Below are 14,917 nucleotides of genomic sequence, written 5' to 3'. Positions count from 1 at the left end.
CGTAAACGGCCTCATCGAGCTCCACCGCCGCATCGCCCGCGGCTTCCGCAACCGCGACAACTACCGCCTACGCATGCTCCTGATCGCCGGCGGACTGACCAGCCCCCACCTCAAGTAAGAAGAGCCGCTATACGCCTGTACGGCATTGCCTGGAACGGTGGCGTCGGTGCGGGTCTGCAGTAGCCCAGTGTCGCCGGACGAGTTTGCGAAGCTATAGCGCAAGTCCATAACGACGTGCCCGCCGGCCGTAGACCTGTGCCTTAGCGCCCGGCCCGCGGCGTCGATATCAAGCATCTCCACGACCGTCCCGCCCGGATACATGATCTTGGTGCGGATGTCATTGCTATCGTAGGTATAGGTAGTGCAGCGAGAGATTACGCCAGTGCACGATCCGCCGGGTTCGGCCAGATTGACAAGATTCTCGCTCGCGTCGTAGCCGTAGCGGGTGGTGCCGGTCGCGTCTGTGAAGGTCAGCAGGTTGCCGGCCAGGTCATAAGACATGCCGCTGATCTGCGACCCGCCACCGGAGGCCGCAGGGCTCGCTTCCTCGGTGAGTCGGTTGAGGCGGTCGTAACCAAAGGTGGTGGTGCCGGCAGCGTCGCTGCGGGTGGTGAGGTTGCCATTGCCGTCGTAGGTGTAACGCTGGCAGTCGGCCGGGGTCAGGCACGAGCTGGCGCCGTCGTAGCGGATCTGGGTGACCCGGTCTGCGCCGTCGTAGACGTACGTGGTGACCTGCCCCTTGCCATCGGTCATCGTCTTGGGGCGGCCAGCGTCGTCGTAGGTATAGGTGGTGGCCTTGATGACCCCAGCCGGTGGGGTCACCGTGCGCAAGTTGCCGGCGCTGTCGTAGCTGAAGGTGGTGACGCTCCCTCGGCCGTCTGTTTGCGTACACGGCTGCCCGGCCTTACCGCCGCCATTGCAGACGGCGGCCTGCCCGACCGGCGGGTTGTAGGTGGTCGAGGTGGTCACTCCCCCGGAGGTCTGACGCGTTGGGTTGCCAGCCGCGTCGTAGGACAGGTTGGTGACATTGCCCTGCGTGTCGGTACTCGAGGTAGGCAGGTAGCGCAGCGGCCCGGTTCCTGTGCCGGGATAGGACGCGCCGGTGGGCATGCTTACCCCCGTGGGGGTGAAGCCACCGTCGGCCCCGTTGTAGCTGAAGGTGGTTGTGTTGGCCGCGAGCATGCCGTCCACCGCAGCGACCACGTCGTTGTTGGGCGAATAGGTGGCCTTCTGGGTGTGACCCTGCGGGTCGGCGACGTTGAGGATCTTGCCGAACACGTCACCGCGATAGGTCGTGACGTTGTTGTTCGGGTCGGTCACCTTGACCCGCAGCGCATTGCCGTCGGCGTCCCAAGCCAGCCTGGTCGTCGAGTTGATGCGGCCGCTGCCGTAATCGGCGACGTACTGGGCGACGCGGTGACTGGTGTCGTAACTGACCGCGTGCACCCCACCGGCCGGGGCAGTGATCCGGGTCAGGTCGTTGCCGGTCCAGGCGAACTGGGTGGTATCGCCGGCCGGGTCGGTGATCGAGGTCAGCTGATCGTTGGTGTAGCCGAACGCCACCGAGCGAGTGGACCCGCCGACGGTCTGCGACGTGCGGGCCAGCTTGCCGGCGGGCACGCCGGTGCCGCCGTAGGTGAAGGTGACCGCCGATCCGCCGCGGGTTCCGGTGATACCCGTGAGCTTGCCGCTCGAGTCGTAGGTGAACGTTGCGGAGAGGCCGTTGCGGTCGGCGTCGGTGATGAGCAGCCCGTCGGAGGAGCGGAAGGTCATCTTCCGGTTGCTGGCCAGCTCGGTGAGCACCCAGTCGTTGGCCGCATTGCGCTCGAGACGCCAGCCGCCGTCACCGACGGTGTTGTCGTAGCGGTTGGCGGAGGCGTTCCACTCGAACACAGCAGCCCGGCCGGTGGCGTCCAGGTAGCGCACCGAGCTGTCCGAATAAGGGATCAGTCGCATATCGGGGGATTCGGTGAGCCGGAACCCTGGGCCGAGCAGTCCGGTGGGGTCGACCGAGCCGATGGCGGTGTGCAGGGAGTTGTAGACGACGCCGATGCCGCGGTTTCCACCTACGCCGGGCACGGCGAGACCGGCGACGGTGAGGTTGAGGTTGCCGGTGCCCACGTTGACGTCGGCGGTGATGCGGTCGGTGGGCAGAAAACTCAGGTTGGTTGCCCATCCCGGCTGGCCGGCCCACGTCGAAGGACCGGCACCCCATTGGGTGGCGTTAGTCTCGGCGTCCTGCGTGATTTGCCCGCCTTGGAAGTCGCTGCGCTGCCCGCCGAGCACGTTGTAGGGGTCCGAGGTGGGGAAGCCGAGGTAGGACTTCTCCCAGCCCAGCGCGCCGAACTGGTCGCGGATGGGGCCCTTCACGTAGTAGGCCGCCGGCGCGCCCGCGGCCAAGTACATGATCGCCTCGCCCTCGCCGTCGCCGGCGAAGGTCTGGAAGGCGTTGCCCCCGGCCAGGCTCCGCGGGCCGGACGTCGGGTAGCCCAGCGGGCCGCTCTCCCGGCCGGTGGCCTCCCACTTGTCCCGAATCTTGCCCGCGACATCCCATGCGCCGGTGCCCCAGGACACGTAGGTCGATCCACGCTCGAAATGCTGCTTGCAGCCGCCATCGCGCAGGCCGCAAAGCTCGTCACCTATCGGGTAGCCGACTGGACTCTTCTCCCAGCCGACCTGTGCCCACCGGTCCCTGATCGCGCCCTTGACGATGTACGTGCCCGCGAGGGAGTTGTAGATCGAGCCGCCCTGGAAGTGGTTGTAGGCGCCGAGATAGATGGGCGTTTCGCTGGTCGTCGGCATCCCCAGCGGACCGCTCGGGCCGCCGGACGCCAAGTACTTGTCGCGGATGGCACCACACACGCGATAGCCGTTGTAGAGCGAGCAGTTGCCGTCGAAGGTGAACGTGAAAGCAGGGCCGGCCATGCCGTTGCCCGAGCTGAACTTCTTCCACGTGACGTTGTCCCGCTCGTTCTCGACGGTGACCGCTAGGTGCATCGTGTTGGGCCGGTTGTTGCGGTTGTCGGCGAACACCCGCGCCCAGTTCGTCATGTCGAAGCCCATCCACCCCGCCGGGCAGGCCGAGCTGAAACCCATGGCCCCGTAGTGGTTGGCCACGATGCCGCCCAGGGCCGGCTGGTTGTTCCAGGTGATGGTGTCCGGGTTGAACGCCGGCACGTCACGGATGTCGGTCCAGCGAGGCGTGCAGGACCAGGAGTGGAAGTTCCACAGCGACAGCGTCGCGGACTGCACATCCCGGTTCTTCAACGCTGAGACGTCGAACCGCAGGTAGGACCGGGCGACCGTCGCGCCTCCGTCGTAGGTGCCCGTCCGCAGCTCGGTCGCCCCGCCTTGGGGCGTGGTGGCGATGTTGGACTGCACGAACGAGTCCCCGATCGCTCCCAGGGTCTGCGTCGGGTCGATGGTCACCGGGTAGACGGTGTCCGGTGCGGTGAACAGGCTCATGTCCGGCTCCAGGACCAGCGTTACCTCCTCGCCCACCGCCTCGGGGCCGCCCGCGATCACCGGAGCGCCGGTCTCGTCCTCGACCGCCACCCCCATCTGTCGCAGCGCCACCGGCTCGTCGGTGCGCGGGTTGACGCGCGCATCCCACATGAGCGGGGCGGCCGCCACACCCAGCAGCTCACCACTGTCTTCGTCCTGTACCTGCAGCTGGCCGCCAGCGCCTTCGACCAGGTCAGCGCCGGTCGTGACCACCGGGATGTCCAGCGTGGACAGCGTCTCCGCTGTCGCCGCGTCCGGCCGACTGTTGACCACCAGCAGCTGGGAGAAGCCCAGCGGGTTGGCTGTCAGCACCAGGTCCACATCTGGCAGCACGTCGGGATAGGTGGCGGTGTCACCATCCAGCACCGGCTCCGGGAGCTTTCCGCCAGGCCAGGTCATCGTCACCGAAGTGCCTTCGCCGTCACCCAGCGCAGCGAGCAGGTCATCGCCACCGGCGGAGAACAACGTGTCACCCGGCACCATCTTTGGTGCCACGCCGTTCTCGGTGACCTCCAGCGTCGTGTCCAGCTCGGCCCACGAGCCGTCCTCCTGCGCCACCCGCTTCGGCCCGGAAGCTGCCTCCACCTCGACCATGCCGTCGGGCTGGGCGACGAGAATGGTCGACTCCGTGGTCAACTCATCGATCACGACCGGCGCGCCGGTGTCCGCTGCCTTCTCCACCGCGACAGCTACCGGATCGGTCTTCTCGGGATCACCCACCGGAGCCGGGATCTCCGCGGGAGGTACCGCCCCCCGGGCCGCATCCTGAGAATCAGCATCCGAACTCGGCACCGGCGACTCGACCGAGGGAACCTCGCCTTGCGGCGACAAGGGAGTTGCTGCGGAGCCGCCCAGATCATCCGGCGCGGGGGCGGCGGTTGCCGTTCCCGTGACCCCGACGGTCAGCGCCGCAGCAACGGCCACGGCCACCACGGGCCTGCCCACTCGACGAGAAAAGGACCGGAACGTCCGCAACGACCACACAAGCGCCTCACCAAGGTCATGGAGCCTGGCTCGCTGAAGGCAGAATGTGATGTGCCTCACGCGACGTGGCAGCAGCTTGGCCTTGAGCAAAGACCGCTCTCGGAAATGTGACGAGTCTTCACACAATCGCAAAGAACCTCTCGCGGACGACGTCCGGGTGGCGGAAAGCGTTCGATTCAGTGCCGCTTCACATGTGCTGCCACCTGATCGGCTTATGACCGCGAATCTGGCCGAAGTCAGGAATTGCAGACCTGACGAAACTCGGTAGCAGCGCCAGCGCAGCGCTCGAGCGCGGCGGCAAGCATGGACTAGGCGAATGGCGGCGGCCCCTGAGTCGTTCCGAGGGGTGGACGCCACAGGCGCTGTCCGGTTGAGCGCCCCGCCGCGGGGGCACCGCAGGCCCGATGACCGAATGGCTCCTCCTCCTCGCGGCGGTCGTGCTCACCGCCGCCACCGGCTTCTTCGTGGCCGCCGAGTTCTCCCTCACCACCGTCGACCGCGGGCGGGCCGAGCAGGCCGCCGCGGACGGCGATGCGCGCGGGCGCTCCGTCGTCCGCGCCCTGCGCACCCTGTCCACCCAGCTGTCCGCCGCTCAGTTCGGCATCACGATCACCACGCTGGTCGTGGGCTACCTGGCCGAGCCGGCGATCGGCGAGCTGCTGCACGGGCCCTTGGAGGCACTCGGCCTCCCGCAGGCGACGGCCACCGCGGTCGCGCTCGCGCTGGCCATCGCACTGGCCACGACGCTGCAGATGCTGCTCGGCGAGCTCGGCCCGAAGAACCTGGCCATCGCCGAGCCGATGGGAGTCGCCGCCTTCGTCGCCCCCGGCATGCGGGCGTTCACCCGGGTCACCGGCCCGGTCGTGGGCGCCCTGCAGCGGCTGGCCAACTGGATCGTGCGCCGGCTGGGGTTCGAGCCGCGGGAGGAGCTGGACACCGCGCGGGGCGCCGAGGAGCTGGTCTCGGTGGCCCGGCGATCGGCCGAGGAGGGCGACCTGTCCCCCGTCGCGGCCCGGCTCCTGCAGCGCTCCCTGGGGCTGAACGGCAAGCTCGCCGTTGACGTGATGACCCCGCGCACCCGCCTCTGGACGCTGCGGGCCAGCGCCACCGCCGCCGACGTCATCGCCGCGGCCATCGAGTCGGGCAACTCCCGCTTCCCCGTGTACGGCTCGGACCTCGACGAGGTCACCGGGGTGGTGCACGTCAAGCACGCGGTCTCCGTCCCCGAGGACGAGCGCGGCACCCGCACCGCTGGCGAGCTCGCCGTCCCCGTGCTCGCCGTCCCCTCGTCGCTGCAGCTGGAGCGGCTGCTGGACCTGCTGCGCGACCAAGGGCTGCAGCTGGCGCTGGTCGTCGACGAGTGGGGTGCCACCCACGGCGTGGTGACCCTGGAGGACATCGTGGAGGAGCTGGTGGGCGAGATCGCCGACGAGACCGACCGGCCGCTGCGCACGATGCGCCGGATCGACGGCGACACCTGGGTCCTCTCGGGCCTGCTGCGCCCCGACGAGGTGCTGGAGCGCACCGGCGTCACCATCCCCGAGGGCCGCTACGAGACCGTCGCCGGGCTGCTGGCCGAGCGCCTGCAGCGGCTGCCCGAGCCGGGCGACTCGGTGACGCTGGACGGCGCCGAGCTGACCGTCGAGACCGTGGAGGGACGGCGGGTCGCGCGGGTGCGCGTGCACCGCCTCGACCCGCCGGACGACGCCGCCGACGCCGGTGCGGACGACCGGGCCCGCGAGGAGGTGCCGGCATGACCGCCGTCAGCCTGCTGGTCCTCGTCGTCCTGCTGCTGGGCAACGCCTTCTTCGTCGCCGCGGAGTTCGCGCTGGTCTCCACCCGGGCCGACCAGATCGAGCCGCGCGCCGAGGCGGGGTCAGCGCGGGCGGTCAAGACCCTGGCGGCGATGCGCAACGTCAGCGAGATGATGGCCGGCGCGCAGCTGGGCATCACGCTGTGCTCGCTCGGGCTGGGCGCGGTCGGGGAACCCGCGATCGCCCACCTCATCGAGGTGCCGCTCGAGACCGCGCACGTCCCCGAGGGGCTGCTGCACCCGATCGCGCTCGCCATCGCCCTGGCGATCGTGACCGTCCTGCACATGGTGCTGGGCGAGATGGTGCCGAAGAACATCACGCTGGCCGGGCCCGACCGCGCCGCGCTCGTGCTCGGCCCGGCGCTGGCCGCCCTGGTGCGCCTGCTGCGGCCCTTCATCTGGTTCTTCAACACGCTGGCCAACGCCTTCGTCCGGCTGTTCGGCGTGCAGCCCACCGACGAGGTGCGGGCCAGCTTCGACCAGGCCCAGATCGCCTCGATGGTCGTCCAGTCGCAGCGCGAGGGCCGGCTGGGCAGCGAGGTCGGCGAGCTCGCGGCCGGCGCGCTGACCTTCGAGCAGGGCGAGATCGACGCCGTCCTGCTGCCCATCGAGGACGTCGTCACCGTGCCGCGCAGCACGACGCCGCGGCAACTGGAGGCGGTGGTGGCCGAGTACGGGTTCAGCCGCTACCCCGTGCGCGGGGACCAGGGCCTGCTCGGCTTCGTGCACATCAAGGACGTCCTGGACGCCGACGCCCGCGACCGGCCGATCGCCGAGGAGCACATCACCCCCTTCGTCGAGCTGAGCGCCGGCGCCGCCCTGCCCGAGGTGCTGGCCACCATGCGGCGCGAGGGCACGCACCTGGGCCGGGTGGTCACCGACGGGCGGACGACGGGGCTGGTCGCGCTGGAGGACGTCCTGGAGCAGCTGATCGGCGACGTCCGGGACGCGGCGGTGACGGGCGCTGCGGGGGCCGTCACCGGCGCCGGGGGAAGATGATCGGGTGACCGAGCCGACGCCCTCCCCCGCCCTTCCGCCCGAGGTCACCGCCCGCTGGCAGGCGCGGTTCCGCGCGCCGCGGGTGTCGCTGCCGGACTGGGCGTTCGACGCCCCGCACCGCAGCCTGTACGCCTCCGACGTCAGCGGCGTGATCGAGCAGTACGCGTGGGACCGCTCGACCGGCGCGCACCGCCAGGCCACCGACCGGCCCAACGGCACGCTCATCGGCACGCTGAGCCCGGACGGCGAGACGATCTGGTGGTTCGCCGACACCGACGGCGACGAGTTCGGCGTCTGGATGACCCAGCCCTTCGCGGGCGGCGAGGACACCCCGGCCGTCCCGGAGGTCGGCCCGGCGTACCCCGCGGGGCTGGAGATCGGCGACGACCTGGTCGCCGTCGGCCGCTCCACCGACGACGGCAGCGAGCTGTGGCTAGCGCCCCGGGGGCAGGCGCCGCGGGTCGTCTACCGACACCCCGACCCCGCCTCGGTGGACGCGCTCACCCACGACGGCGACCTGCTGGTCATCTCGCACTCCGAGCACGGTGACCCGCGCTACCCGGCGCTGCGCGTGCTGCGGACCGCGGACACCACCGAGGAGGCGCCCGCCGTCGTCGCGGAGAAGTGGGACGGCGAGGGCCGCGGGCTGCACGCCTCGGAGTTCGCCCCGCTGTCCGGCGACACCCGGCTGCTGGTGGGCCACGAGCGCCGGGGCCGCGAGGAGCTGCTGATCTGGGACGTCGCGGCCGACACCGAGACCGAGATCGTGCTGGACCTGCCCGGCGACGTCACGGCGGGCTGGTACCCCGACGGCTCGGCGCTGCTCGTCGGCCACGACCACGCCGCCCGCAGCGAGCTGTACCGCTACGACCTCGCCAGCGGCGCCCTGGAGCGGCTCGACACCCCGACCGGCGTCGTCCGCGGCGCGACCGCCCGGCCCGACGGCACCGTGGAGCTGGCCTGGTCGAACTCCGAGCTCCCGCCGGTCATCCGCCGCGCGGACGGCCCCGTCGTCCTCTCGGTGTCGGACGAGGAGCCGCCGGCGGCCTACCCGGTCGAGGACCGCTGGGTGCCCGGCCCGGGCGGCGACGTGCACGCGCTGCTGGTGCGACCGGCCGGCCCCGGCCCGTACGCGACCGCGTTCCTGGTGCACGGCGGGCCCGAGGCTGCCGACGACGACTCCTACCGCGCCCGCCGGGCGGCGTACGTGGACGCCGGCTACGCGGTGGTGCACGTGAACTACCGCGGCTCGACCGGCTACGGGTCGGCCTGGCGGGACGCGCTCACCGGCCGCCCGGGGCTGACCGAGCTCGAGGACATCGGCGCGGTGTACGACGCGCTGGTCGCCGAGGGCGTCGTCGACCCCGCCCGCGCGCTGCTCACCGGCGGCTCGTGGGGCGGCTTCCTCACCCTGCTCGGGCTGGGCACGCAGCCGGAGCGCTGGGCGGCCGGCATCGCCGAGGTGCCGGTGGCCGACTACCTGGCCGCGTACCAGGACGAGATGGAGGGCCTGCGGGCCTACGACCGGGCGCTGTTCGGCGGCTCACCGGAGGAGAAGCACGACGTCTACGTCCGGTCCTCCCCCATCACCTACGTCGACGCGGTGGCCGCGCCGGTGCTCGTGGTGGCCGGCGCGAACGACCCGCGCTGCCCGATCCGGCAGATCGACAACTACCTGACCCGGCTCGAGGAGCTGGGCAAGGAGCACGAGGTGTACCGGTTCGACGCCGGCCACGGCTCGCTGGTCATCGAGGAGACGATCCGCCAGGTGGAGATCGCGCTGGCGTTCGCGCTGCGGCACGTCACTCCCTGACGGGGGCGCGCGCGGGCAGCAGGAGCACGAGCGCGAGGGTGACGAGCAGGTAGGCGTTCTGCGGCACCATCCCCGCCCAGCCGTCGTCCCAGTGGTGGGGCGAACGCAGGTCGAAGGCCCAGACCACGGACGAGGACCAGATCAGCACCACCGCGGCGAGCCCGGCGGCCGCCGACCACCGGGCACGGGCCGCTCGGCGCACCTCGCCGGCCCGGGGCCGGCCCGCCGCGAGGTCGAGCAGCACCACGCACGCCGGGAGCAGCCACACGAAGTGGTGGGTCCAGGAGATGGGGCTGACCAGGCAGGCGGCCAGGCCGGTCAGCGCGATGCCGGCCAGCTCGTCGCCGGCCCGGACGGCGCGGGCGGCCCGGGTGAGGGCGACGGCCAGCACGACGACCGCGAGCACCGCCCAGAGCGCCCGGGACGGCTCGTCCGGGTCCGCCAGCCGGGCCAGGCCCCCAAGCAGCGACTGGTTGGCGACCTTGTCGACCTGGCCGACCCGCTCGGTCTGCCAGAGCGTCTCGGTCCAGAACTGCCACGAGGTCCCCGGTGTCACCGCGAAGGTCACCAGCGTGGCGGCGCCGGCGACCGCGACGGCCGTGCCGGCGGCCCGCAGCCGGCGGGTCACCAGCAGGTAGAGCACGAACACCGCGGGGGTCAGCTTCACCGCGGCGGCCAGACCGGTGCCCGCGCCCGCCCAGCGCCAGCCCCGGCGCAGCGCCACCACGTCGGCCAGCACGAGCCCCGCGAGCAGCAGGTTCACCTGCCCGAAGCCGAGGGTCTCCCGGACCGGTTCCAGCAGGAACGCCAGCGGCAGGGCCGCCAGCCAGGCGAACGGCAGCGCCCACCCGTGCCGGCGGGCCAGCGGGGTGATCAGCCACCGCACGAGCAGGACCAGCACGGTCGCGGACGCCACCGTGTGGACCACCACCATGGCCGGGAACGACAGCAGGGTCGAGGGGACCAGCAGCAGCCCGGCGAACGGCGGGTAGGTGAGGCCGTACGGCGTCGCGTTGTAGCGGAACTCGTACAGCGGCCGCCCGTCGAGCCACCACTGGACCGCACCGTGGTAGACGCGCAGGTCGAAGAAGTCGTGCCAGGGATCGGACTTGGCCGGCAGGGCCAGACAGATCCCCGTCACCAGGCCCACGAGGCCCAGCAGCACGCCGGCCTGTCGCAGCGTCAGGACCGGGGCCCGCGCCGCCGTCGCTCGCTGGAGCGTGCTGTCGACGCCCGCTGCCTGCTCCCCGTCCACCACCGTCGCACCGGTGATGTCAGCGGCTCGCGGCCAGCAGCTCGGCGATCTGCACGGTGTTGAGGGCCGCGCCCTTGCGCAGGTTGTCGTTGCTGACGAACAGCACCAGGCCGCGGCCGCCGTCCACGCTCTGGTCCTGGCGGATCCGGCCGACGTAGCTGGGATCGCGGCCCGCGGCCTGCAGCGGGGTCGGGACGTCGGAGAGTTCCACGCCCGGCGCCGCGGCGAGCAGCTCGGTGGCCCGCTCGACGCTGATCGGCCGCTCGAACTCAAGGTTCAGCGAGAGCGAGTGCCCGGTGAAGACCGGGACGCGCACGCAGGTGCCCGAGACCCGCAGGTCGGGGATGCCGAGGATCTTGCGGCTCTCGTTGCGGAGCTTCTGCTCCTCGTCGGTCTCGAAGCTGCCGTCGTCGACGACCGAGCCGGCCATCGGCAGCACGTTGAAGGCGATGGGCGCGACGTACGTCACCGGGTCGGGGAAGGGGACCGCCGAGCCGTCGTGGGTGAAGGCGTCGGCCTTGTCGACGACGGCCTTCGCCTGCCCGTGCAGCTCCTCGACGCCGGCGACGCCGCTGCCGGAGACCGCCTGGTAGGTGCTGGCGACGATGCGGACCAGGCCGGCCTCGTCGTGCAGCGGCTTGAGCACCGGCATCGCGGCCATGGTGGTGCAGTTCGGGTTGGCGATGATCCGGCCGTGCGCCTGGGCGATGTCGCCGGGGTTGACCTCGCTGACGACCAGCGGGATCTCCGGGTCGCGGCGGAAGGCCGAGCTGTTGTCGATGACCGTGACGCCGGCGGCGGCGAACCGCGGCGCCTGCGCGCGGGAGGTGGTGGCGCCCGCGGAGAAGATCGCGATGTCCAGGCCGGTGGGGTCGGCGGTGGCGGCGTCCTCGACGGTGATCTCGCCCCCGGCCCACGGCAGGGTGGTGCCCGCCGAGCGCGCCGAGGCGAAGAAGCGGAGCTCGGCGAGTGGGAAGTTCCGCTCGGCGAGGATCTCGCGCACGACGCGGCCCACCTGGCCGGTCGCGCCCACGATGCCGACCCGCAGGCCGCTGGCGTCGAACGCAGTCATCGTCCGGTCCCTCCGTAGACGACGGCCTCGACGTCGGAGCCGAGGTCGAACGCGTCGTGCACCGCGCGGACGGCGATGTCGACGTCGGTGTCGCGGCAGACCACGGAGATGCGGATCTCCGAGGTGCTGATGAGCTCGAGGTTCACGCCGGCGTCGGCCAGAGCGCCGAAGAACTTGGCCGAGACGCCCGGGTGCGACCGCATGCCGGCGCCGACCAGCGACACCTTGCCGATGTGCTGGTCGAAGCTCACGTCGGTGTAACCGACGGTGTGCTTCACGCGTTCCAGGGCGGCCAGGGCGGCGGGGCCGTCGCTCTTGGGCAGCGTGAAGGAGATGTCGGCGAGCTTGCTGGCCTCGGCCGACACGTTCTGCACGATCATGTCGATGTTGATCTCGGCGTCGGCCAGGACGCGGAAGAGCTGGGCGGCCTCGCCCGGCCGGTCCGGCACCCCGTAGACGGTGATCTTGCCCTCGGAGCGGTCGTGCGCGACGCCCGTGATGATCGCCTGTTCCACCGGGAGGTCCTCCATCGAGCCGGACACGGTCGTGCCGGGGAGCTGTGAGTAGGAGCTGCGGACGTGCACGGGGATGCCGTAGCGGCGGGCGTACTCGACGCAGCGGAGCATGAGCACCTTGGCCCCGGACGCGGCCAGCTCGAGCATCTCCTCGTAGGTGATGGTGTCGAGCCGCTTGGCGTTCGGGACGATGCGCGGGTCGGCGGTGAAGACGCCGTCGACGTCGGTGTAGATCTCGCAGACGTCGGCGTCCAGCGCGGCGGCGACGGCCACGGCCGTGGTGTCGGAACCGCCGCGGCCGAGCGTGGTGATGTCCTTGGTGTCCTGGCTGACGCCCTGGAACCCGGCGACGATCACGATCGAGCCCTCGTCCAGCGCCGACCGCAGCCGGCCGGGCGTCACGTCGATGATCCGGGCCTTGCCGTGGCTGCCGGTGGTGATGACGCCGGCCTGCGAGCCGGTGAACGACCGCGCCTCGTAGCCGTGCGTGGAGATGGCGATGGCGAGCAGCGCCATCGAGATCCGCTCGCCCGCGGTGAGCAGCATGTCGAGCTCGCGGCCGGGCGGCTCGTCGGTGATCTGACCGGCCAGGTCGAGCAGCTCGTCGGTGCTGTCGCCCATAGCGGAGACCACGACGACGACGTCGTCGCCGTTCTTCTTGGCGGCGACGATCCGCTCGGCGACACGCTTCATGTGCTGTGCGGAGGCGACGGAGGAGCCGCCGTACTTCTGGACGACGAGGGCCACGGGTTCAGGCTACCTTCGCCCCGTGGAAGCCCCGGAGGACTGGCTGCTCAGCGCCGAGGAACGGGGCAACCCCGCCACGAGCCTGCCCGCCTGGACGACGGGGAACCTCGCGCGGCCGCTGTTCCACGGGGCGGCGTACTTCGACCGGCTGGTCGAGGCGGTGGAGCTGCTCGACGAGGGTGACCACCTGTGGTTCACCGACTGGCGGGGAGACCCCGACCAGCTGCTGCGCGAGGGCGGCCCGACCGTCGCCGAGCTGTTCACCGGCGCGCTGCGGCGGGGGGTCTGCGTGCGGGGGCTGGTGTGGCGCTCGCACATGGACCGGGCGTCGTTCAGCAAGGAGGAGAACCGGGCGCTCGACATCGAGATCGAGCACGGCGGCGGCGACGTCGTCCTGGACCAGCGGGTGCGCCGCGGCGGCAGCCACCACCAGAAGTTCGTCGTCCTGCGGCACGACCAGGACCCGAGCCGGGACGTGGCGTTCGTCGGGGGCATCGACCTGTGCCACAGCCGCCGGGACGACGCCGACCACCGCGGTGACCGGCAGACCGTGGCGATGGCCAGCGCCTACGGGCCGACGCCGCCGTGGCACGACGTCCAGCTGGAGCTGCGCGGTCCGGCCGTGCACGTGCTGGACACGGTGTTCCGCGAGCGGTGGAGCGACCCGACCAGCCCGGACAGCGACCATCCGATCGCGTGGCTGTACGACAAGCTGCACCACCGCCAGGTGCAGGGGGACCCGCTGCCGCCGCAGCTCCCGCCGCCGCCGGAGGCCGGCCCGCACGTCGTGCAGAACCTGCGGACCTATCCGTCGATCCGGCCGCGCTACCGGTTCGCCCCCGAGGGCGAGCGCTCCGTGGCGCGCGGCTACAGCAAGGCGGTCCGCCGGGCGCGCCGGCTGATCTACCTGGAGGACCAGTACCTCTGGTCGGGCGAGGTGGCGCAGCTGTTCGCCGAGGCGCTGCGGGACAACCCGGAGCTGCACCTGGTCGTGGTGGTGCCGCGCGTCCCCGATCAGGAGGGCGCGTTCGCCGAGCGGCCGCAGTACGTCGGCCGGTGGCAGGCGCTGCAGCTGGTCCGCCGGGCGGGTGCCGGCCGGGTGCACGTCTTCGACGTGGAGAACCACGAGGGCACGCCCGTGTACGTGCACGCCAAGGTGTGCGTGGTCGACGACACGTGGGCCAGCGTGGGCAGCGACAACTTCAACCGGCGCTCCTGGACGCACGACAGCGAGCTCTCCAGCGCCGTCCTGGACACCACGCTCGACCCCCGCGAGCCCCGGGACCCGGGCGGGCTCGGGGACGGCGCCCGCACGTTCGCCCGCGACCTGCGCCTGGAGCTGGGCCGCGAGCACCTCGACCTGGCGGCCGACGGCAGCGAGGACGACGCGCTGCTGGACCCGGACCGGTTCGTCGCCACGCTGGCCGAGCGCGCCACCGCCCTCGACGCGTGGCACGCCGGCGGCCGGCAGGGCCCCCGCCCGCCGGGGCGCCTGCGGGTGCACTCCGCCGAGCCGCTCCCGTGGCGGACCCGGCTGTGGGCGACGCCGGTCTACCGCCTCGTCGACGACCCCGACGGCCGCCCCCTCCGCCTGCGCCTCCGCAAGCAGTTCTGATCACTCACCCCGCCGGCCGGGCCCCGCGGCACCCCAGAAGTCGGACCCCGCGGCACCCCAGAAGTACTGCGCCGCACAGTCGGCCCCTGCCCACACCTGTGGGCAGGGGCCGACTGTCCACAACAGCACTCGTGCGCTCCCCAGCGGCGCGGTCGGACCCGAAGCTGGAGCGTGTCCTTCGAGCTTTCCGGCTGGCTCCGCCGCATCCGCCGCGCCGCGGACCTATCGCAGCGTCAGCTCGCGGAGCGGCTGGGCGTTCCCAAGTCGACGCTCGCTGCAGCGGAGGCGGGGGTCCGCGATCTTCCCGCGCGCCGATTGGCGGACGCAGCTGCCCTGGCGGGCCTCCGGATCGCCCTCGTGGACGCCGACGGCAGGGAGCTATCGCCCATGACCCCGGACGGGGCGCGTGACGCTGCCTGGCGACACCTGCCGGCCCACCTCGACAGCCTGCACAGCGACGAGGTCCCCGACCGCTGGGAGCACCGCCCGGATCGGCCGCAACCCTGGTTCACCTTCGAACTCGATCGGTCCGCCCGTGACCGGCGCCGCGCAGGGTGCGGCGTCCCCGAGGACCACGACGTGGCCGTCGCCGGCGACTCA

Annotated in this window: 8 protein-coding genes; 4 read left to right on the top strand and 4 right to left on the bottom strand. The window is 71.8% G+C overall.

All coding sequences use genetic code 11. The features are described from left to right. Positions 1-60 precede the first annotated feature (60 nt). Positions 61-4,449: a DNRLRE domain-containing protein gene (locus tag DQ239_RS19295; protein ID WP_147252181.1), complete on the bottom strand. Its 4,389-nt coding sequence runs from the start codon at positions 4,447-4,449 to the stop codon at positions 61-63. A 443-nt stretch (positions 4,450-4,892) separates the two neighbouring features. Between DQ239_RS19295 and DQ239_RS19290 the strand changes: the two genes are divergently transcribed. Genes DQ239_RS19290 through DQ239_RS19280 form a run of 3 tightly spaced genes read left to right on the top strand, consistent with a single transcriptional unit; the run spans position 4,893 to position 9,113 of the window. Next, positions 4,893-6,245 carry a hemolysin family protein gene (locus DQ239_RS19290; RefSeq protein ID WP_113836037.1) on the top strand — a complete coding sequence of 451 codons (1,353 nt, stop codon included), beginning with the start codon at positions 4,893-4,895 and terminating at the stop codon, positions 6,243-6,245. Further along, the gene (locus DQ239_RS19285) at positions 6,242-7,300 is read left to right on the top strand and encodes a hemolysin family protein (protein WP_113836036.1); all 1,059 of its coding nucleotides are present in this window, start codon (positions 6,242-6,244) and stop codon (positions 7,298-7,300) included. Before DQ239_RS19290 ends, DQ239_RS19285 begins: the two co-directional genes overlap by 4 nt. A gap of 4 nt (positions 7,301-7,304) precedes the next feature. Continuing rightward, a complete protein-coding gene (locus DQ239_RS19280; RefSeq protein WP_113836035.1) occupies positions 7,305-9,113 on the top strand; it encodes a prolyl oligopeptidase family serine peptidase in 1,809 nt (602 codons plus the stop codon). Here DQ239_RS19280 and DQ239_RS19275 read toward each other — a convergent pair. The 3 genes from DQ239_RS19275 to DQ239_RS19265 are packed head-to-tail and all read right to left on the bottom strand — an operon-like array spanning position 9,103 to position 12,702. Beyond that, positions 9,103-10,368 (bottom strand): glycosyltransferase 87 family protein, encoded by a 1,266-nt coding sequence (locus tag DQ239_RS19275; RefSeq protein WP_158544905.1) that lies wholly within the window; start codon positions 10,366-10,368, stop codon positions 9,103-9,105. The two genes, DQ239_RS19280 and DQ239_RS19275, sit on opposite strands and share 11 nt — an antisense overlap. Positions 10,369-10,387: 19 nt before the next feature. After that, entirely contained in the window at positions 10,388-11,440 is a 1,053-nt protein-coding gene (locus DQ239_RS19270) for an aspartate-semialdehyde dehydrogenase (RefSeq protein ID WP_113836033.1), read from the bottom strand. Continuing rightward, a complete protein-coding gene (locus DQ239_RS19265; protein WP_113836032.1) occupies positions 11,437-12,702 on the bottom strand; it encodes an aspartate kinase in 1,266 nt (421 codons plus the stop codon). The genes DQ239_RS19270 and DQ239_RS19265 overlap by 4 nt, the downstream gene beginning before the upstream one ends. Positions 12,703-12,724: 22 nt before the next feature. Between DQ239_RS19265 and DQ239_RS19260 the strand changes: the two genes are divergently transcribed. Continuing rightward, positions 12,725-14,317, top strand: a complete 1,593-nt coding sequence (locus DQ239_RS19260; protein WP_199583195.1) for a phospholipase D-like domain-containing protein — start codon at positions 12,725-12,727, stop codon at positions 14,315-14,317. Positions 14,318-14,917: the final 600 nt, after the last annotated feature.

The sequence above is a fragment of the Blastococcus sp. TF02-09 genome (assembly GCF_003319105.1).
Taxonomy (GTDB): Bacteria; Actinomycetota; Actinomycetes; order Mycobacteriales; family Geodermatophilaceae; genus Blastococcus.
Note: the sequence above shows the minus strand (reverse complement) of the source record. Positions and strands in the feature narration are given on the sequence as shown.

Excerpts from the sequence above, each read along its gene's own strand:
- DQ239_RS19290 (WP_113836037.1), top strand. The coding sequence starts at position 4,893 with ATGACCGAATGGCTCCTCCTCCTCGCGGCGGTCGTGCTCACCGCCGCC.
- DQ239_RS19285 (WP_113836036.1), top strand. The coding sequence starts at position 6,242 with ATGACCGCCGTCAGCCTGCTGGTCCTCGTCGTCCTGCTGCTGGGCAAC.
- DQ239_RS19270 (WP_113836033.1), bottom strand. The coding sequence starts at position 11,440 with ATGACTGCGTTCGACGCCAGCGGCCTGCGGGTCGGCATCGTGGGCGCG.